Genomic DNA, 19,248 nt, shown 5'->3' with positions numbered 1-19,248 from the left:
TCTCCCGAACCATCCCCACGAGGCATTCCATGCGCTTGAAGCTGCTTACCCTTGCACTGGCCCTGGCCGCCATCTCGCTGCCCAGCCACGGCGAGGATCTGCTCGATGCCTACCGCGAGGCGCGCGCCAGCGACCCGGTGCTGTCGCAGGCCGATGCCTCCCGGCTGGCTACCGGCGAAGGGGTGGACCAGGCGCGCGCGCTGCTGCTGCCGCAGGTCAACGCCAGCCTGAGCCTGAACCAGACCGACGGCGGCAACCTGATCGGCCATGCCCGCTCGCGCTCGCTCAAGGGCACGCTCAGCCAGACCGTGCTCGACTTCAGCAAGTACGCCAACCTCAAGGCCGCGCACTCGGCGTCGGACGCACAGAACGAGCTGTACCAGGCCGCGGCGCAGGAGTTGTACGTGCGCGTCGCCTCCGCCTACTTCGGCGTGCTGACCAGCGAGGACGAACTGACCTACGCCAAGGCCAACGAGGATGCGTTCCGGCAGCAGTACGAACAGTCCGACCAGCGCTTCAAGGTCGGCCTCTCGGCGGTCACCGACGTCTACCAGGCCAAGGCCTACTACGAGGCGGCCAAGTCGCAGACCATCGTCGCGCAGAACGCGTTGAACGACGCCCGCGAGGCGCTTGCCCAGATCACCGGCAAGCCCACCGGCGACCTGAAGAAACTGCGCGATGACCTGCCGATGCAGCCGCCGGCGCCGGCCGACCAGGACAGCTGGGTGAAGCAGGCGCTGCAGACCAACCCGAACCTGCTCGCACAGAAGAACAACGTGCAGACGGCCGAACACAACATCAGCGCCGCGCGCGCCGGCCATCTGCCCACGATCACCGCCGGCGTCACCTACGGCAAGGATGCCGGCTGGTCCGACACCAATGCTTCGGCGCGCTACCACGATCCGTCCTCGACCACGATCGGGCTGACCCTCAACGTGCCGATCTTCTCCGGCGGCGCGACCCAGTCGCGCGTGCGCCAGTCGATCTACCAGCGCGATGCCGCCACCGACGCGATGGAGGCGCAGCGCCGCCAGATCGTGCGCGACACGCTCAACTATTACCGCTCGGTGATCGCCGGCATCGCCCAGGTGGAATCGGCGAAGGCCTCGGTGGAATCCGGCCGCAAGGCGCTCGAGGCGACCCGCGCGGGCTTCGAGGTGGGCACCCAGACCATGACCAACGTGCTGCTGGCGATCCAGACCCTGACCTCCTCGGAGAGCAACTACTCGCAGGCCCGCCACCGGTTCATCCTGAACAAGCTGCTGCTGAAGCAGACCGCCGGCACCGCCGACCTGAAGGACATCGAGGCCATCAACGCGCTGCTGCAGTAAGCCGCCGCGCCGCGCACGCGCCGGACGGCCGGGCTCGCCCCGGCCGTTTTGCCGTCTGGCGCGTGATCATTCCTGCAGCAGCGCGTCGATCAGCCGCATCACCCGCTGCACCGCGCCGCGCTCGCGCTGGAACACCTGCTGCGCCGCCTGCCCCATCCGCTCGCGCCTGGCGGTGTCGCGCAACAACGTCAGCACACTGGACCCCAGCCGCCCGGCATCCGCCACGCGCTCGGCGCCGCCGTGCTCGATCAGGCTGCGGGTGATCTCCTCGAAGTTGAACGTGTGCGGTCCCACCAGCACCGGCACCGACAGGGCCGCCGGCTCCAGCACGTTGTGGCCGCCGATCGGCACCAGGCTGCCGCCGACGAAGGCGACGTCGGATGCCGCGAAGAACGGCATCAGCTGTCCCATCGCATCGATCACGAACACCTGGTGCGAGACCGACGGCACGCCTTCGCCACTGCGCGTGGCGATCGCGAAACCCAGGCTGCGCACCGTGTTCTCGACCAGCTTGAAGCGTTCCGGATGGCGCGGCGCCAGCAACAGCAGCGCGTCCGGCAGCCGCTTCAGCACCTGCAGGTGCGCCTCCAGCGCCGCCAGTTCCTCGCCCTCGTGCGTGCTGGCCGCCATCCATACCGGTCGCCGCCGGCCCCAGTGCTCGCGCATCTCCGTGCCCACGGCCACCGCGCCGTCCGGGATCGGCATGTCGAACTTCATGTTGCCGGTGACCAGCACCTGCTCCGGGTCGGCGCCGAGCAGCCGGTAGCGCGCGGCGTCGGTGCGCGACTGCGCCGCGATCAGCCGCACGCAGCGCAACGCCGAGCGCGCCAGCCCGCGCAGCGGCGCATAGCCGCGCAGCGAGCGTTCGGACAGCCGCGCATTGACGATCATCAGCGGGATGCCGCGCCGGCGGCAGGCGAAGTACAGGTTCGGCCAGATCTCGGTTTCCACGATCAGCGCCAGCCGCGGCCGGATCTTCTTCAGGAAGCGGCTCACCGAATACGGCAGGTCGTACGGCAGATAGACGTGGAACACGCTGTCGCCGAACAGCTGGTGCACGCGTGCGGTGCCGGTCGGCGTGACCGTGGTGACCACCAGCGGCGCGTTCGGGTAATCGCGGCGCAGCGCCTTGATCAGCGGCTCGGCCGCATTCACCTCGCCCACCGATACCGCGTGCACCCACAGGCTGCCGCTGAAGCCGGGCGGGTCGAAGAAGCCGAAGCGCTCCGGCCAGCGCCGGTGATAGGGCCGCGAACGCACCCCGCGCGCCAGCAGCCGCAGCACCAGCAGCGGCGTCACCAGGAACATCGCGAGGGTATAGAGATAGCGCAACGTCACGGCCCGTCAGTCCAGCGCGGCAGTATACGAGAGCCGGGAACCGGGAACCGGGAACCGCGATCGAGGCCTGCGGCACGCTGTCGCCCCGCTGCCCGTTGCCGGTTCCCGCGTCCACTACAATGCGCACGATGCCCGGCATGCCCCGCCCCACCTTCACCCGCTCGCTGCTCGCGCCGCGCCACTGGCCGGCCTGGCTGGGCGTGGCCGCGATCTGGCTGATCGCGCGGCTGCCGCAGCGCGCGCTGATGTGGCTGGGGCGCCGGCTCGGCACACTGGTGCCACGGATCCCTTCCGAACGACGGCATATCGCCGCGGCGAACATCGCGCTGTGCTTCCCCGAACTCGATGACGCGGCACAGGCGGCACTGGTCGAGGCGAACCTGCGCGACATCGGCCTGATGCTGGTGGAGTTCGCGCTGGGCTGGATGGGCAGCGACCGCCGCATGGCCGCCATCCCCACCCGCATCGAGGGGCTGGAACACCTCGAGGCGGCGCGCGCGCAGGGCAAGGGCGTGCTGCTGGTGGGCGGGCACTTCTCGCACCTGGAGCTGTGCGCGCGGCTGGTTTCGCAGCGCATCCGCATCGCCGGCATGTACCGGCGGATGGACTCGGCCGTGTTCGAGTGGGCGGTGCTGCGCGCGCGGCTGGACTACGCCGACGCGATGTTCGAGAAGGACGACATCCGCGGCACCGTGAAATACCTGCGCGGCGGCGGCACGCTGTGGTATGCGCCGGACCAGGACATGCGCAGCAAGGACAGCGTGTTCGTGCCGTTCTTCGGCGTGCCGGCCGCCACCATCACCGCCACCCACCACCTGGCGCGGATGTCCGGCGCGCTGGTGGTCCCGTTCTTCCACCGCCGCCTGCCGGGCGGCGAAGGCTACGCGCTGCGCCTCGGCGCGCCGCTGGACGGCTTTCCCGGCACCGACGTGCTGGCCGATACCGCCCGCATCAACGTCTGCATCGAGCAGATGGTGCGCGAGGCGCCCGAGCAGTACCTGTGGGTGCACAAGCGCTTCAAGACCCGGCCCGCCGGCGCAACCGTGGTCTACTGACTCAGCCCGACAGCTGGGCGAAAGCCTGGCCGGCTGAAATGGCGCCGCTTCCGCGACCGGGCGCGACCATGTCGAACCGCCCTCGCGCCGGGTGCCGGCTTCGTGCAGGAAACTCACGCCGCCCGCCCGGCAAGCCGCGCGGGCGGCGTGGCGTGGCGTTGCGTATCATGGCCGTCTCTTCATCACACCGTCGGCGGAGGAGTCGGCATGGGCCAGGTCAGGTCGCAGGGAACGCATGCCCTGCCGATCCTCATGTATCACAACATCGCGCAGGCGCCGCGCGACCTGAAGGTGTACCGCAGCCTGTTCGTCGGCCCGGCCGCGTTCGCGCGGCAGATGTGGCTGCTGCGCCGGCTCGGCTATACCGGCCTGTCGATGTGCGCCGCGATGCCCTACCTGCGTGGCGAGCGTACCGGCCGCATCGTCGTCATCACTCTCGACGACGGCTACGCGGACAACCTGGACGCCGCGCTGCCGATCCTGCAGCGTCATGGCTTCAGCGCCACCTGCTACGTCGTCAGCGGCAGCATCGGCCGGTACAACCAGTGGGACGCCGAGCGGCTGGGCCTGCGCAAGCCGTTGATGTCGACGGAGCAGCTGCGCGAGTGGCATCGCGGCGGGATGGAGGTCGGCGCGCACACCCAGAGCCACCCCCGGCTGACGCAATGCAGCGACGCGCAGCTGCACGACGAAATCCACGGCTGCAGGGCAACGCTGGAAGACCGCCTCGGCGCACCCGTCACGCAATTCTGCTACCCGTACGGCGACGCCGACGACCGCGTGGCCGGCGTGGCGCGCGAGGCCGGCTACGCCGCGGCCACCACGACCCGGCGCGGCCGGGCGCGCGCCGGCATGGACCTGTGGCAACTGCCGCGGATCCAGATCGCGCGCCATCACCTGCTGCCACAGTTCGCCATGCGGACCCTCACCGGCTACGAGGATCGGCGCGCGTGAAACTGCTCTTCGTCGGCACCAATCCGGAAAACACCGGCGCCGCCAGCCATTTCGTCGCGCTGGTGCAGGCCATGGCCGAGGCCGGACACGACGTCGGCGTGGTGGCCTACCCGGACGGCCTGATCTGCCAGGGACTGTCGACCTCCCGTGTGCGCCTGACCCGGGCGAAGTTCCGCAACGTGTTCGACCTGCGCGGCTATGCCGCCGTGTTCGCGGCGGCGCGGCAGCTCGGCCCCGACTGGCTGGTCGGCAATTTCGGCAAGGAGTACTGGCCGCTGATCCTGGCCGGGCGGCTGCTGCGCGTGCCGGTCGCACTGTTCCGGCACCGCACGCCGCCGATGAAGCGCCTGTCGGCCTGGCTGGTCCCGCGCCTCGCGCAACGCTTCCTGGCCGTCTCCCGCCATGCCCGCCAGGCCTATCTCGACCGCGGCATCCCGGGCCGGCTGGTGCAGGTGCTGTACAACCCGGTGAACATGGAACTGTGCCGGCCCGATCCGCAGCGGCGCGGCGAGATCCTGCGTTCGCTCGGCCTGGATGACGAGGCGATCGTGCTCGGCTACAGCGGCCGCATGCACAACGGCAAGGGCATCTTCCCGCTGTTCGAGGCCGCCAGCGCGGCCATGGCGGAACAGCCGCGGCTGCACTGCCTGTGGCTGGGCGACGGCCCGGATGCGCAGGCGCTGCGCGACCGCGCCGCCGCCCATCCGCTGGCGGCGCGGCACCACTTCCTGGGCTGGCTCCCCGACGTCCATCCCTATTACAGCGTGATGTCCATGCTGGCCTTCCCGTCGATCGCGACGGAAACCTTCGGCCGCGTCTCGATCGAGGCGCAGGCCGCCGGCGTGCCGGTGCTGGGCAGCGACATCGGCGGGATTCCGGAGACGCTGGACGCGGGCGTGAGCGGCCTGCTGCTGCCGCCGGGCGACGTCGCCGCATGGCGGGATGCCATCCTCGCCCTGTGCGACCCGTCGGTGCGCCTGCCGATGGGCGTGGCCGCGCACGCCTTCGTGCAGGCCCATTTCAGCACCGGCGTGATCGCCGACGAGTTCGTGCGGATCCTGACCACCGACCGCTGATCCGCGCGCCGGTTCAGCCCTGCTGCCGGCGCCGCTGCTCGTACAGCTTCGCGTACTTCAGGAACGCGTAGAACGCGTGGATGCGCGCCGCGATGAAACCGGCCCAGCCGGAGCGCCAGTGCCCGCGCAGCACGTAGTAGCGCAGGAACGCCACGGTCGGATACGCCACTATGCGCAGCCGCAGCCAGCTCGTCCGGCGCGGCGCCAGGTCGGCCAGCTGCAGGCTGGAGTAGCGGTTCGCCTTGGCCACGCGGCCGGCGATGTCGGGCTCGCCGTAGTGGTCGATGACCACGTCGAGCACGCCCACCGGGCCATCCACCAGCACCGACTCGTGCACCTCGTGGCCGCTCATCCGCGCGCGCTGCCGGTCGAACAGGCGCACGTAGTGGTTGAGCCGGCCGCGCCGCGACTGCCAGCGCCAGAACTGCCACTCGCGCCGCCACAGCTGGTAGCCCGCCTGCGCCGGCGCCCGCAGCACCTGCTGCAGCGGCGCGGCGGCGTCCGCCTCCAGCGACTCGTCGGAATCCAGCAGCAGCACCCAGCGATGGCTGGCCAGGTCGATCGCCGCCTGCTTCTGCGCGCTGTAGCCGGCGAACGGCTGGGCGTGGACGCGCGCGCCGTGGTGCGCGGCGATCGCCGCGGTGGCGTCGGTCGAGCCCGAATCCAGCACCACGATCTCGTCGGCCCAGGCCACGCTGCGCAGGCAGGCGTCGAGCGTGCCGGCACTGTTGAACGTGGTCACCACCACCGACAGCGGTTCACGCTCCATCGTGACTCTCCCGAGGAGGCGCTTCTTCGAAGAGTCCGGCAGGGAGGCCGGCCACATACAAAGCCGCGCACCACAGGCCCAGCAACCAGGCGAACAGCAGCCCCCACCATGCCGAATAGAACGCCAAGTGGGTGTTCAGCGGGAACAGCATCACGCCCAGCGCCAGCGTGGCGGGAAACGCCCGCTCGCGCGCCGCCGCGCCGATCCGGCGCCACGCACGCCAGGCCAGCACCAGCGCGGCCAGCCACAGCACGAGGCCGAGCGTGCCGGTCTCGGTGAGGATCTCCAGCACCAGCTGGTGCGCATGGCAGGCGCCTTCGCCCACGCCGCAGGCCTCGCCGGTGACCACGAAATGATCGTTCGCCGGCGCGTACTGCGGGTAGGCGTAGCGGAAACCGCGCACACCGACGCCGTTGACCGGGTGCGCCATGAACATGCCGAGGCTCGCGTGCCAGATATCGAGCCGACCGCTCAGCGCCGTGTCGAGCGACTGGTCGGTGCCATGCAGCACCAGCAGCGTGCGCTCCATGCGGTCGTGGAAGCGCGCGGAAGCCTTCCAGGCAACGCCGCCGGCCAGCGCCAGCAACACCGCCGCGACCGCGCAGAACCCGGCGAAGCGCAGCGGCGACCTCGCCTCGCGCCAGGCAAAGCCCAGCGCCACCAGCGCGTAGCACAGCCACGCCGCGCGCGAGCCGGCCAGCAGCACCGGCCCGAGCACCAGCACGAAGGCGAGCAGCAGGCCCGGCAATCCCCAGCGCCGCCGCGCCGCCCACAGCGCGAACGGCGACAGCACCGCCAGGGTCGGGCCGAGCTTGAGGTTGTCGGCGCCGAAAATGCCGGAAACGCGCTCCGCCTCGGCGTGCCCGCCCAGGCTCCAGCCGGTCAGCGCCTGCAGCCATGCATCGGCGCACCACAGCGCCAGCACCCACGCCACCGCCACGTACAGCGTCTGCAGCTTCTGCTCGCGGCGGATCGCAAAGCAGGCGTACAGCCCCAGCGGCACGTAGCGCAGCAACGCGGCCACCGTGCCCCAGCTCTTGCCCGGCCGGATTGCGTCGACAGCGGACAGCAGCGCCGCGCCCATATAGGCGGCCAGCAGCCACAGCAGCAGGCGCGCCCCCGGATGCCCGCGCAGTGCCTGCGGATCGCGCACGAACAGCATGATCACGCCGAGCAGGCACAGCACGGTGCCCAGTTCGGAGCTGCGCCCGAACGGCAGCAGCGCGATCACCAGCCAGAACGGCAGCAACGGGGAACGCAGCGCGTCCTTGAGCGAGGTGGCGAAGGCATTCATGCGCGGACCGGAACGGAGACGGTCACGCATTGTAGGCGAGCGGGAGGCGCGCCTGCTGCCGCCTCAGCCGGCGGCCACCTCGTCGTACAGGGCCAGCGTGGCCTGCTGCATGTCGCTCAGGCGGTAGCTCTGCAGCGGCGAGATCGGCGGCGCTACCCGCAGCAGTTCGGCGGCCCGCTCCACCAGCCGCTCGCGGTCGCCCGGCGGCACCCGGCCGGCCGGGTACAGTTCGGCCAGCAATTCGCCGACGCCGCCGTGCGCGTAGCCAAGCACCGGCCGGCACAGCGACAACGCCTCGATCACCGTGCGCCCGAACGACTCGGGCCGGTTCGACAGCTGCAGCACCAGCGCCGAGACCGCGTAGATGTCGCGCACGTCGCGACGCGGCGGCGTCATCACCACCTGCGCGGCCATTCCGCGCAGCTGGATCAGCTCCCGCAGCTCGGCCACATAGGCCTCGCGCCCGGGCTCGATCACGCCCAGCAGCAGCAGCCGCGCCTCGATGCCGCGGCGCTTGAGGTCGACCAGCAGCTCGATCGCGTCATGATGGCCCTTCAGCCGCGTGCCGCGCCCCGGCAAGGTCAGCAGCGGCGCTTCGGCGAGCACGGGGAATTCGGCGAAGAACGCCTTGCGCCAGGCCTCGTCCGGCCGATGTCCGTAGGGAAACGCCTGCGGGTCGATGCCGCGCGGGATCACCCGCACCCGTCCCGGCTCCAGCCAGCGGTAATGGCTCAGCACGTAGTCGCGCAAGGTCTGCGAGACCGCCACCACGCGCTCGCCGCGCAGCAGGATCGCGCTGTAGCGGCCCGGCGAATTGAGCCCGTGCACGGTGGTGACGAAATGCGGCCGCGGCGTCATGCCTTTCAGCGCCCACCAGCCCATCCAGGCCGGCAGCCGCGAACGGGCATGCACGATGTCCGGCTTCAGCGCGCGCAGCACCCGCCGCAGCGCGCCGAGCCGCGCCAGCGTGAACAGCGACTTGCGGCCCAGATCCAGCGTGACATGTTCGCTACCCTCGGCCTGCAGCTGCTCGACCAAGCGCCCTCCGGCGGAGATCACCACCGAACGGTGGCCGGCCTGCACCAGCGCCCGCGCGATCTCCAGCGCCGAGCGCTCCGCGCCGCCGGAGTCCAGCGCAGGGATCAGTTGGACCACCGTCAGCAGCTTGGCAGGCACGGCGATGCTGGACATGAGTTCGGGGCTGGATGCCTTCATTCCCTGGAGACATGCAAAAACAGTGCCGCCAGCAGCTTGGGGACCGGCCGGTAAATCAGTCGCGCAGCACGTAGCGCGCGCCGCAGTAGGCGCAGACTGACTCGCCACCGTCATCGACGATCGGCAAGTATACCTTCGGGTGCGAATTCCACAGCGCCATGCCGGGCATCGGACAGGACAGCGGCAGGTCCGCGCGCGTCACTTCGTAACGATTTTCGGCATTTGCCGGCACCAGCGGCGCCGTCGGGGAATGCGGGGATAACATCGGAGGGCTCCGGACTGGACAGCAGGCCGCAAATGGTAGCAGGCTGCGGCCTTCTGTCGGGGGACAGATACGGGGAAAGCGGGGATGCAGCCGTGGCGGAAAACCACCGCCGGCTGCCGCAACGATCGTCACGAAGCGAGCACAGCAGCCTCGGTCCGCCGCGCTGCGCCGGGCCCACCGACACGAGCTTAGGGAGCTGACCATGGATTTCGGAAAGATCATCGAGCGAATCAAGGCCATCCTGACCACGCCGAAGACGGAGTGGCCCGTGGTCGCCGCCGAGACGACCTCGGTGAACGGCCTCTACACCGGCTACATCGCGATCGTCGCCGCCCTGCCGATCATCGCCCACTTCATCAAGGGCAGCCTGATCGGCGCCGGTGTGTTCGGCATCACCGTGCGCACGCCGATCGGCATGGGCATCGTGGGCATGGTGCTGCACTACGTGCTGGCACTGGTGATCGTCTACGTGGTGGCGCTGATCATCAACGCGCTGGCGCCCACCTTCGGCGGCCAGAAGGACATGACCCAGGCGCTGAAGACCGTGGCCTACTCGTGGACCGCCAGCTGGGTCGCCGGCATCGCGGTGATCGTGCCGTGGCTGGGCTGGCTGATCGCGATCGCCGGCGCGGTCTACGCCATCTACCTGCTGTACCTGGGCCTGCCGCACACCATGAAGTGCCCGCCGGACAAGGCCGGCGGCTACACCGCGGTCAGCGTGATCATCGCCATCGTGCTGAGCTGGATCGTCGGCGCCATCGTCGTCGGCGTGATCGGCACCGCCGCGATGACCGGCGCCGCGATGGGCGGCATGCACGTCACCGGCAGCAACGGCGACAGCGTCACCATCGACGGCAACAGCGCACTGGGCAAGCTCGCCGCGATGGGCCAGCGCGCCGAGCAGGCCGGCAAGGAGACGGAAGCAGCGCAGAAATCCGGCGGCGGCAGCGTCGAGGCGCTGGCGCCCGAGCAGATCAAGGCCTTCCTGCCCGACGGCCTGGGCAGCTTCAAGCGCACCGGCCTGTCCGCCCAGCGCAATACCGCGATGGGCATGCAGATCTCCCAGGCCAGCGCCGACTACGCGGCCGGCAACGGCCAGCACATCACGCTGGAGGTCTCCGACACCGGCGGCGCCAAGGGCCTCATGTCGCTGGCCAGCGCCATGGCGCCGGAGGAGGAGAAGCAGACCGAGCACGGCTATGAGAAGACCTACAGCGCCGACGGCAACCTGATCCACGAGGCGTGGGACACGCAATCGAAGTACGGCGAGTACAGCATGGTGGTCGGCAAACGCTTCGCAGTGAAGGCGAACGGCAACGTCGACGGCATCGACCAGCTGAAACAGGCGGTGGCCAGCATCGACCTGGCCAAGCTCGAATCGCTGAAGGACGCCGGCGTGAAATCGAACTGAGCCGGATTCGTTCGCGCACAAAAAACCGCGCCGTCACCGGCGCGGTTTTTTTGTGCCACGAAGCCTTACTTGGCTGCGGCTTTCTTCGGCACCGAGGCTTCGGTGGTGATGCGGATAGCGATCTCGTCGCTGACGTTCGGCACGTAGGCGCCGACGCCGAAATCCGAGCGCTTGATGCTGGCGGTGGCATCGAAACCGATCGACGGCGCCTTGGTCATCGGATGCGGACCGACCTTGTTCAGCGTCGCGTCCAACACCACCGGCCGGGTCACGCCGTGCACGGTGAGGTTGCCGGTGACCTTGAACTTGTCGCCGCCCAGCGGCTGCACCTCGGTGCTCTTGAAGGTCACCACCGGATACTGGCCGGCATCGAGGAAATCCGGCTTCTTCAAGTGCTCGTCCAGCGCCGGCACGTGGGTGTCGAGATCGGCCAGCGGCAGGGTCACTTCCACGCTGGACTTGGCCGGATGCTGCTCGTCGAACACCAGGGTGCCTTCGCCCAGGCCGAAATTGGCGGTGGGGTTGGAATAGCCGAAATGGTTCCAGCTGAACAGCACCATCGTGTGGCCCGGGTCGAGCTTGTAGGTGACCGGGGCGGCCTGGGCCGATACGGCGGCGCCGAGCAGGCCGGCGAGAGCGAGATACTTCAATGCACGCATGAAAAGGCTCCTTGGAAAATAGGGGAAAAGTGGGGACGGGACGTGGACTTCAGGCGATCGTGCAGGCTTCGCCGAACGCGAGGCGGGGGCTGCGCGGGAACAGGTTGCGGCTGGCGTCGCCGTAGCCGATGCTGATCAGGAAGTTCGACCTGACCGCGGTGCCGGCGAAGAACGCCGCATCCACGCCGGCGTTGTCGAAGCCGGACATCGGGCCGCAGTCCAGCCCGACCGCGCGCGCCGCCAGCAGCAGGTAGGCGCCCTGCAGGGTGGCGTTGCGGAACGCGGTGGTATCGATCAGCGGCTGGTTGCCGACGAACCAGCTCTTCGCGTCGGCATGCGGGAACAGCCTCGGCAACTGCTCGTAGAACGCGTGGTCGGTGGCGACGATCGCGGTCACCGGCGCCTCCATGGTCTTGGCGCGGTTGCCCTCGGACAGGAACGGCTCCAGCTTCGCCTTCGCCGCCTGCGACTTCACGAACACCACCCGCATCGGCGAGGAGTTCGCGCTGGTCGGGCCGAACTTGGCCAGGTCATAGAGCTGGTGCAGCTGCTCGTCGCTCACCTCTTTCGGCAGCCACGCGTTGAACGTGCGGGCGCGGCGGAACAACTGGTCCAGACCGGCCTCGGAAAGCAACTCGCTCATCGGTATCCTCTGTGGAAAGGCGCGTCTGCGATGACGCCGTTCTGCCAGTGTATAAGTGGTAGCCAACGAACGGTCCAGCCGCCAACAGAACATAGAGTGCTCATTTGGGAAACAGTGACGCGATGCCCATGTCGAGGCTGCACGGCGAATGCTGGGTGATCACCGACAGCGCCGCCGGCAACCAGCGCCAGGCGCTGGCGCTGGCCGAACAGCTGCAGTTGCCGCTACGCCACCTGGTGCTGCAGCCGCGCGCGCCGTGGTCGTGGCTGGCGCCGCGGCTGACGCTGGGCGGCCGGCTCGCCCTGCCCGCGCGCCAGCGCCGCCTGTTCGCGCCGCCGTGGCCGACCGTGGCGATCGGCTGCGGCCGCGCCGCCGCCCTGTTCACCCGCCTGCTGCGCCGGCTGTCGGACGGCCACTGCTACACCGTGCAGATCCTGAACCCGCGCCTCGACCCCGCGCACTGGGACACCGTGATCGCGCCCCGGCACGACCAGCTCGACGGCCCCAACGTACTGCGCCCGCTCGGTTCGCTGAACACGGTGGACGACGCGTGGCTGGCCGACGGCCGCGAAGCCTGCCCCGGTTTCGCCGAGCTGCCGCAGCCGCGCATGGGCGTGCTGCTCGGTGGCCCGCGGCGGGGCATCGCGCTGGACGCGGACTACGCGCGGCGGCTGGCCGCCCGCCTGCTCGAACGCCGGCGCCGGGAAGGCGGCAGCCTGCTGGTGCTGGGTTCGCGCCGCACCCCGCTTGCGCTGGTGGACGTTTTCCGCGCCGCCCTGCGCGACGTCCCCGGCCTGGTCTGGGCCGGCCCCGACGACGGCCGCAACCCCTACCCCGGCGTACTCGGCTGGGCCGACCGGCTGGTGGTCACGCCCGATTCGGTGAACATGCTCTCGGAAGCCTGCGCGGTCGGCTGCCCGGTGTCGACTCTCGTCACCAGGCCGCTCCCGGCCAGGCTCGAACGCTTCCATCGGGCCCTGCGCACGGCCGGCCTGCTGCACGACATGGATGCCGACACCGGCATGGCGCCTGCCACGCCGTTGCGCGAGACCGCGGCGATCGCGGCGACCCTGCGCGAGCGCATCCTCGCCCGTCCGCACGATTCATGACATCTCGCGCACCCAGCGCAGGCAGCCCGAGGCGAGCAGCGCGTCGAGTTGCGGCCCGAACGGAGCACACAGGACGTCCGCCGGCAGTGGCAGGCTGGCGACCAGGCCGACGCTGATGTTGCGGCCGTCCTGCTTGGCGCGGTACAGCGCAAGGTCGGCCAGTTCAAGTGCGGCCTCGAACGTGCGGTCGTCGGCATGCGCAGCCAGCGGATGCATGCTGAAGCCGATCGAGCAGGTCAACCGGAGGCTGCCGCCGCGGCCATCGGGGAATTCCTGCGCGGTGATCTCCCGGCGCAGGCGTTCGGCAATGCCCAGCGCACCGGCGGCATCGACGTCCGCCAGCAGCAGCAGGAACTCCTCGCCGCCCCAGCGCACAGTGATGTCGCTGTCGCGCCGCGCCGCGGTCAGCATGCGGCCCAGTTCGCGCAGGACCGCATCGCCGACCGCATGGCCGTAGCGGTCGTTGACCTCCTTGAAATAATCGATGTCGATCTGCAGCACTCCAATGCAGGCGTCGCCATCAAGCACGCCGGGCAGGCGCTTCAGCAGGTAGCGGCGATTGTGCAGCGAGGTCAGCGCGTCGGTATGGCTTTCCTCGGCCAGCGCCAGGTTGGTCACGCGCAGGCGTTCGACGGCGCGCGTCAGCTGTTCGGTGCGCTGCGCGACCTGTGCCTCCAGCCACGCGTTGCGGCGGCGTTGCGAACGCATGCTCCAACGGAGCAGCAGGGCCACGATGAGACACAGCAGCAGGGCCGCCGCCAAACGTACCCAAGTGCGTTCATACCAGAACGGCGTGACCCTGACCGGCAGGTTCGCCTCGTCACCGTAGCCGGGTGCGCCAGATACCGTGGCGGCGACGCGGAAACGGTAGCTGCCCGGCGGCAGGTGCGTGTAGAACGCGATGCGCCGTTCGCCGGCATCCTGCCAGGTGGCGTCGTAGCCTTCCAGCCGATAGCGGAAACGCAACGCCCCCGGACGCAGGTAGGGCGCGGTGTAGTGGATGGCCAGGTCGCGTGCGCCCTCGTGCAGTTCGAAAGCGTCGCCCAGGAACTGCCGCCCGGCACGCTCGACCGATTCGATCATCGCTGGCGGCGGCTTCGGCGGCGTGCCCAGCGCGCGCGCGTCCACACCGAGCGCGCCATCGGTGGTGCTGTACCAGATGATGTCGCCGTCGACCAGGCTGCGCGCGCCGGCGCCGCCGTTGCAGCAACGCCCGCTGTTCACGCGGCTGCTGCGCTCTTCCCCGGCGATCCGCTGCGGCGCGACCCGGCGTGCCGGTGAACCGGGCCGGGGCAGCTGCGCCAGCGGCAGCCGCCAGGCGCCGGCAATCGAGCCGACGTAGAGATCGCTGCCGATCACGTCCAGGGTCCAGGCATTGTCGCTGGGCAGGCCGTCCTTCTGGCTGGTCATGCGCAGTTGCCCGTCGACCATCGCGCCGACGCCGGCATCGCTGGTCGCGACGCCGAGCAGGCCGGGCCCGAGCATGGCCAGACGGGTGACGAAATGGCCGCGCAGCGGCCGGGCCCAGGCCGGTTCCTCCAGCTTGCCGCCATGCCACTCGCGCACGCCGTCCTCGGTGCCGAGATACAGATGATCGGGCGCCAGCGGCAGGATCGAGCGGATGATCGCCGCGGCCGACGACGCACCCGGATCGGCGCGCACGAGGCCGCCCTGGCGCCAGCGGTACAGGCCTTCGGAGGTGCCGATCCAGAAGTCGTCGTCGGCGACTTCGCGGATATCGTCGATCCGCAAATTGTCCAGCGCCGCCAGTGCCGGCGGAGTGACCTTGCGGCCATGCTCGAACACCGCGATGCCCGCGCGGGTACCGACCCACAGCCGGCCCCGATGATCGTGGAACAACTCGTACGCCGACGGATTCGGCAGGGCGCTGCCCGGGATCAGCGGATGCACGCGCTTGCCGTCGAAGACCTGCACGCCGGAATTGGTGCCGAGCACAATGCCGCCCTGCGGCGCACGCACGATGCTCCAGACCAGCGTGTCGTCCACCCCGTCGCGGCCCGACACGCGGCGCGTCCAGCCGTTCCACACCCGGTACAGGCCTTCGATGTGGGTGCCCAGCCACAGGTTGCCGGCGTGATCCTCGTACAGCGCACGCACCCATGGATGGCGAACGAGATCGCCGTCGCCGACCTGCTCCAGGCTGCCGCTCGGCAGGCGCCGGTACAGTGCCGGCACGGTGCCGATCCACAGCGTGCCGCCGCGGTCGATCAGCAGGCTCTCGATCGCGGTGGCATCGAGCCCCGCGTCCAGCCCGGACGGAACGATGCGATCGCCGTCCAGCCGCATCACGCCCAGGCGGGTGCCCAGCCACAGGCTCCCGCGCGTACCCGCCATGCGGTTGATCGCCACGCGCTGGGAGCCCGCAGCCTGCTCCACGCAGGTGGCGGCGGGCGGACCGGCCGCGGGGTCAAGCCGGCACACGCGCCCGAGGCCGCCGATCCACAAGGTGCTGCCGTCACGCAACACGCTGAACACGGCGCCGCTGTAGCCGGGCACCGCCTCGATCCGGTCGTTGCGCACGCGCGCCAGGCCCTTCGCGGTGGCCAGCAGCGGGGTGCCGTCGCCCGCATCGACGATCGCATTGACCGCATCGCCGCCCAGCGCGACGAAGCGACCATCGCGTTCGCGCAGCAGTCCATGCGCCCCGCCGAACCAGACCTGCCCCTGCGGGTCGGCCCATGCCGCCACCAGCATGCTGGTGTCGACGCCGGCACTGGTGCGGTCGAAGGTGACGAAACGCGTGCCGTCGAAACGCGCCACCGCGGCCTGCGTGTTGACCCACAGGAAGCCCGCGCGGTCCTCCGTGATGTCCAGCACGGTGATCTGCGGCAAACCCTGCTCGACGCCCCAGTGGTCGAGCACAAAGGCATGGAACGGAACTTGCGGATCCATGCCCAGGGCCGCCCGCATACCGAATATGCAGATCGCTGCCGTGAACAGGATCGTGTACGACACCCTTGCCATGATTCCCCTGCAGCGGCGTCGACATTCCCTCGATAACGCCCGCTCTGCTGGCCCGATCTTGCCCTGCCGGCAAGGTGCCCGACAAGCCCGGCCGCCGGGCCATGTTCGAGCCCGCGGAGCTACGGCAGGTTGTCGGGTCCGCCGAAGGCGAAACCGAGCGCGGCGGTGACTTCGCGCACGCTGGCGCACAGCTGCTCCAGTTGCGCGTCGCGCGGTGCGATGCGCGGGCGCAGGTCGAGCGTGCAGGCCAGCGCGCGTTGCAGCAGGTCGGCATGGGCCACGGCGAGGATCGCCGCCTGGTTGCCGTCGAGCAGGCCGGCGACGCGGCACGCCTCGATCAGCCCGGCATTCGCGGTGACGCCAAGCAGGGCCGGCTGCCCGGCCGCGTGCGCCAGCACCAGCCCCTGCAGCGCGAACTCGATGTCGAGCAGGCCGCCGTGGCCCTGCTTCAGGTCGAACCGGTGCTGGTCGGAGCGGTCGCGCTCGGCGCGCCAGCGCGCCCGCATGCTGCCGACCTCGGCCAGCACCGTGGCGCGCTCGCGCGGCACCGCCAGGATCGCGCGGCGCACCCCGGCCAGCTCGGCGTTGAGCGCCGCGTCGCCGGCCACCGGCCGCGCGCGCAGCAGCGCCTGGTGTTCCCACGTCCACGCGCGGCTCTGCTGGTAGGCCACGAAGGCGTCCAGGCTGCCGACCAGCAGGCCCTTGGAGCCGTCCGGGCGCAGGCGCGTGTCGACTTCGTACAGGCGCCCGCCGCGGGTCAGCACGGTGAGCCAGTTCATCACCCGCTGGGCCAGCCGCTGGTACCAGCGCGAACCCTCGATCGGCCTTGCGCCGTCGCTCAGGGCCTGCGCGCGCCGGCCGTCGTAGACAAACACGAGGTCGAGGTCCGAGGCGAAACCGAGCTCCTCGCCGCCGAGGCTGCCGTAGCCCAGCACGGAAAATCCGGAGCCCGGCTGCATGCCGGTTCCCGGCAGGCGACCGTGCTGGGCGACCAGCTCGCGCTCGGCCAGCGCCAGCACCGCACCGACCACCGACTCGGCCAGCGCCGCCAGCCGGCGCGCGGTGGCTACCGCGTCGGCGCGGCCGTCGTTGAACGCCAGGCCGAGGCGGAACGCGGTGGAGGCCTTGAACTCGTTGATCCGCTCGAGCTCTGCCTCGGCTTCGCGTTCCTCCAGCGTGCCCAGCACGCGGGCGATCTCCGCGGTGATGTCGGCGCGCTTGAGCGGCAATTGGTCGATGCGCGGGTCGAGCACGTCGTCCAGCAGCAGCGGCTGCGCGATCACGCGCTCGGCCAGGAACGCGCTGTCGGCGAACAACCGCACCAGCCGCCGCCGCGCCGCCGGCTGTTCTTCCAGCAGGGCGAGATAGGACGAGCGCCGCGCCACCGCCTGCATCAGCCGGCACAATCGCAGCAGGCTGGCCACCGGCGCCACGGTGGCGCGGGCGGCGTCGAACAGCTGCGGCATCAGATGGTCGAGCCGCTCGCGCGAGCGCGCCGACATCGCGCGCACCGCCGCGGCCTGCGGCAATTTCAGCAAGGCGTCCGCCAGCTCGGCGCCGGGCGCGAAACCGGAGGCCTCCAGCATGGCGGCATCCAGCGATTCGTCGCAGGCATGCTGCCACAGCAGCTTGTCGGCGGCCGGCACGCGGGCGGCGCGGCCGCCCTGCGGCATCAGCACCGCGGCGAATTCCTCGCCGACCACCGCGCGCCGGGCCGCCAGCGCCGCGTGCAGACTGTCCCAGTCGGGATAGTCGAGGCCGCGCGCGATGCGCTCACGGCTCAGCGCGTCGGCGGGGATGTCGTGGGCCTGGGCATCGCGCAGCATCTGCACGCGGTTCTCGACCCGGCGCAGCAGCACGTAGGCCTCGCGCAACGCCTTCGCCCGTGCCGCGCCGATGTGCCCGCGCGCCTCGCACGCGGTGAGCGCCGGCAGCAGGCCGCGCACGCGCAGCGAGGGCTCGCGGCCGCCGCGGATCAGCTGGGTCAGTTGCACGATGAACTCGATCTCGCGGATGCCGCCGGGGCCGAGCTTGAGGTTGTCGGCGAGGTCCTTGCGCGCCACTTCCGCATCGATCAGCGCCTTCATCTCGCGCAGCCCGGCGAACGCGGTGTAGTCGAGGTATTTGCGGTAGACGAACGGCCGCAGCAGTTCCTGCAGCTGCTTGCCGGCGGCGCGGTCGCCTGCCACCGGGCGCGCCTTGATCCAGGCGTAGCGCTCCCAGTCGCGGCCCTCGCTCTGGTAGTACTGCTCCATCGCCGCGAACGACAGCGCCAGCCGCCCGGCGTTGCCGAACGGGCGCAGGCGCAGGTCGACGCGGGCGCAGATGCCGTCCACCGTGGTCTCGTTGAGCAGGCGCACAAGCTGGCGGCCCAGCCGCACGAAATACTCGCTGTGGTCGAGCGGGCGCGCGCCGTCGGTCTGCCCGCCGTGCGGGTAGGCCAACACCAGGTCGATGTCGGAGGAGAAGTTCAGCTCGGCCCCGCCGAGCTTGCCGAAGCCGAGCACCAGCAGCCGCTGCAGCGCGCCGTCGGGGCCGCGCGCGTGGCCGTAGCGCGCCGCCAGCGCGCGCTCGGACCAGCCCAGCGCGGCCTCCAGCAAGGCCTCGTACAGCACGCTGGTGGCGGACAGGGTCTCCGGCAGCTCGTCCAGCCCGTTGACGTCGCGGAACACCAGCCGCAGCGCCTCGGCATGGCGGAAGCGGCGCAACGCCGCCATGCAGGCGGCCTCGTCGTCGGGCAGCTTCAGCGCGTCGATGCGCGCGCCGGCGTCGAGGCCCGAACGCAGCCGCTCCAGCCCGGCCGGCGCCAGCAGCTGCGGCTGGCGGCACCACACGTCGAAGGCGAAGTCGCTGGCCATCAGGGTGCGGCGGATCCGCTCGGCCACCCCGGCGTCGTCGTGCAGCGGCACGCCGGCGGTGCGGCAATGGGCGGCCAGGTCGGCGTAGCGGTCGTCGATCAGCGCGCGCAGCGCGGGGGACTCGGGGATGGCCATCCGCACATTGTGCCGCAGTGCGGCAACCGGCGCCGCCCCGCGGGCCAGTGCACCACCGCCGCGCTGGAGCGTTGGATCAACCTGCGCCGGCCCCGGCCCTGGGTTTTCCCGCCCATCCGCGGTTCATCTGTTCCAGATTACATTCGAGTGT

General features: G+C 70.6%; 15 protein-coding genes. 6 read left to right on the top strand and 9 right to left on the bottom strand.

Annotated elements, in window-relative coordinates:
- Nucleotides 1–29 precede the first annotated feature (29 nt).
- Nucleotides 30–1,331 (top strand): TolC family outer membrane protein, encoded by a 1,302-nt coding sequence (locus RHOFW104R8_RS02280; protein ID WP_068092068.1) that lies wholly within the window; start codon nt 30–32, stop codon nt 1,329–1,331.
- Nucleotides 1,332–1,397: 66 nt separating this feature from the next.
- Here RHOFW104R8_RS02280 and waaA read toward each other — a convergent pair whose 3' ends face one another.
- Complete coding sequence (gene waaA / locus RHOFW104R8_RS02275; RefSeq protein WP_068092070.1) at nt 1,398–2,663, bottom strand: lipid IV(A) 3-deoxy-D-manno-octulosonic acid transferase; 1,266 nt, start codon at nt 2,661–2,663, stop codon at nt 1,398–1,400.
- 143 nt (nt 2,664–2,806) lie between these two features.
- Between waaA and lpxL the strand changes: the two genes are divergently transcribed.
- The 3 genes from lpxL to RHOFW104R8_RS02260 all read left to right on the top strand — a co-directional run bounded on the left by lpxL (nt 2,807) and on the right by RHOFW104R8_RS02260 (nt 5,754).
- Nucleotides 2,807–3,724 (top strand): LpxL/LpxP family Kdo(2)-lipid IV(A) lauroyl/palmitoleoyl acyltransferase, encoded by a 918-nt coding sequence (gene lpxL, locus RHOFW104R8_RS02270; protein ID WP_235604242.1) that lies wholly within the window; start codon nt 2,807–2,809, stop codon nt 3,722–3,724.
- Between the two features lie 207 nt (nt 3,725–3,931).
- Nucleotides 3,932–4,678: a polysaccharide deacetylase family protein gene (locus RHOFW104R8_RS02265; protein WP_068092075.1), complete on the top strand. Its 747-nt coding sequence runs from the start codon at nt 3,932–3,934 to the stop codon at nt 4,676–4,678.
- Nucleotides 4,675–5,754: a glycosyltransferase family 4 protein gene (locus tag RHOFW104R8_RS02260; protein WP_068092078.1), complete on the top strand. Its 1,080-nt coding sequence runs from the start codon at nt 4,675–4,677 to the stop codon at nt 5,752–5,754. The genes RHOFW104R8_RS02265 and RHOFW104R8_RS02260 overlap by 4 nt, the downstream gene beginning before the upstream one ends.
- Nucleotides 5,755–5,767: 13 nt before the next feature.
- Here the strand turns inward: RHOFW104R8_RS02260 and RHOFW104R8_RS02255 are convergent, their stop codons facing one another.
- The 4 genes from RHOFW104R8_RS02255 to RHOFW104R8_RS02240 form a co-directional block, all read right to left on the bottom strand.
- Nucleotides 5,768–6,523 (bottom strand): glycosyltransferase family 2 protein, encoded by a 756-nt coding sequence (locus RHOFW104R8_RS02255; protein ID WP_068092081.1) that lies wholly within the window; start codon nt 6,521–6,523, stop codon nt 5,768–5,770.
- Nucleotides 6,513–7,817, bottom strand: a complete 1,305-nt coding sequence (locus RHOFW104R8_RS02250) for an O-antigen ligase (protein ID WP_068092084.1) — start codon at nt 7,815–7,817, stop codon at nt 6,513–6,515. The genes RHOFW104R8_RS02255 and RHOFW104R8_RS02250 overlap by 11 nt, the downstream gene beginning before the upstream one ends.
- A 63-nt stretch (nt 7,818–7,880) precedes the next feature.
- Nucleotides 7,881–9,008, bottom strand: a complete 1,128-nt coding sequence (locus RHOFW104R8_RS02245) for a glycosyltransferase (protein WP_068092087.1) — start codon at nt 9,006–9,008, stop codon at nt 7,881–7,883.
- Nucleotides 9,009–9,087: 79 nt separating this feature from the next.
- Nucleotides 9,088–9,297: a zinc-finger domain-containing protein gene (locus tag RHOFW104R8_RS02240; RefSeq protein ID WP_068092092.1), complete on the bottom strand. Its 210-nt coding sequence runs from the start codon at nt 9,295–9,297 to the stop codon at nt 9,088–9,090.
- A gap of 202 nt (nt 9,298–9,499) precedes the next feature.
- Here RHOFW104R8_RS02240 and RHOFW104R8_RS02235 point away from each other — a divergent pair, with 202 nt between their 5' ends.
- On the top strand, nt 9,500–10,708 hold the full coding sequence (locus tag RHOFW104R8_RS02235) for a Yip1 family protein (RefSeq protein WP_068092094.1): 1,209 nt from the start codon (nt 9,500–9,502) through the stop codon (nt 10,706–10,708).
- Between the two features lie 65 nt (nt 10,709–10,773).
- Here the strand turns inward: RHOFW104R8_RS02235 and RHOFW104R8_RS02230 are convergent, their stop codons facing one another.
- Complete coding sequence (locus tag RHOFW104R8_RS02230; RefSeq protein WP_068092100.1) at nt 10,774–11,367, bottom strand: YceI family protein; 594 nt, start codon at nt 11,365–11,367, stop codon at nt 10,774–10,776.
- 49 nt (nt 11,368–11,416) lie between these two features.
- The gene (locus RHOFW104R8_RS02225) at nt 11,417–12,010 is read right to left on the bottom strand and encodes a malonic semialdehyde reductase (protein WP_068092101.1); all 594 of its coding nucleotides are present in this window, start codon (nt 12,008–12,010) and stop codon (nt 11,417–11,419) included.
- A 128-nt stretch (nt 12,011–12,138) separates the two neighbouring features.
- Between RHOFW104R8_RS02225 and RHOFW104R8_RS02220 the strand changes: the two genes are divergently transcribed.
- The gene (locus RHOFW104R8_RS02220) at nt 12,139–13,119 is read left to right on the top strand and encodes a mitochondrial fission ELM1 family protein (RefSeq protein ID WP_068092102.1); all 981 of its coding nucleotides are present in this window, start codon (nt 12,139–12,141) and stop codon (nt 13,117–13,119) included.
- Here the strand turns inward: RHOFW104R8_RS02220 and RHOFW104R8_RS02215 are convergent.
- Both RHOFW104R8_RS02215 and glnE read right to left on the bottom strand, forming a co-directional pair.
- Nucleotides 13,114–16,032, bottom strand: coding sequence for a ligand-binding sensor domain-containing diguanylate cyclase (locus RHOFW104R8_RS02215; protein ID WP_161487735.1), 2,919 nt, complete (start codon nt 16,030–16,032; stop codon nt 13,114–13,116). The two genes, RHOFW104R8_RS02220 and RHOFW104R8_RS02215, sit on opposite strands and share 6 nt — an antisense overlap.
- A 191-nt stretch (nt 16,033–16,223) precedes the next feature.
- The gene (glnE, locus tag RHOFW104R8_RS02210; protein ID WP_082823492.1) at nt 16,224–19,097 is read right to left on the bottom strand and encodes a bifunctional [glutamate--ammonia ligase]-adenylyl-L-tyrosine phosphorylase/[glutamate--ammonia-ligase] adenylyltransferase; all 2,874 of its coding nucleotides are present in this window, start codon (nt 19,095–19,097) and stop codon (nt 16,224–16,226) included.
- Between the last annotated feature and the right edge of the window lie 151 nt (nt 19,098–19,248).

It is taken from the genome of Rhodanobacter sp. FW104-R8, from assembly GCF_001617365.1.
In the GTDB taxonomy this organism is placed as follows: domain Bacteria; phylum Pseudomonadota; class Gammaproteobacteria; order Xanthomonadales; family Rhodanobacteraceae; genus Rhodanobacter.
This window is presented reverse-complemented; position numbering and strand designations above follow the sequence as displayed.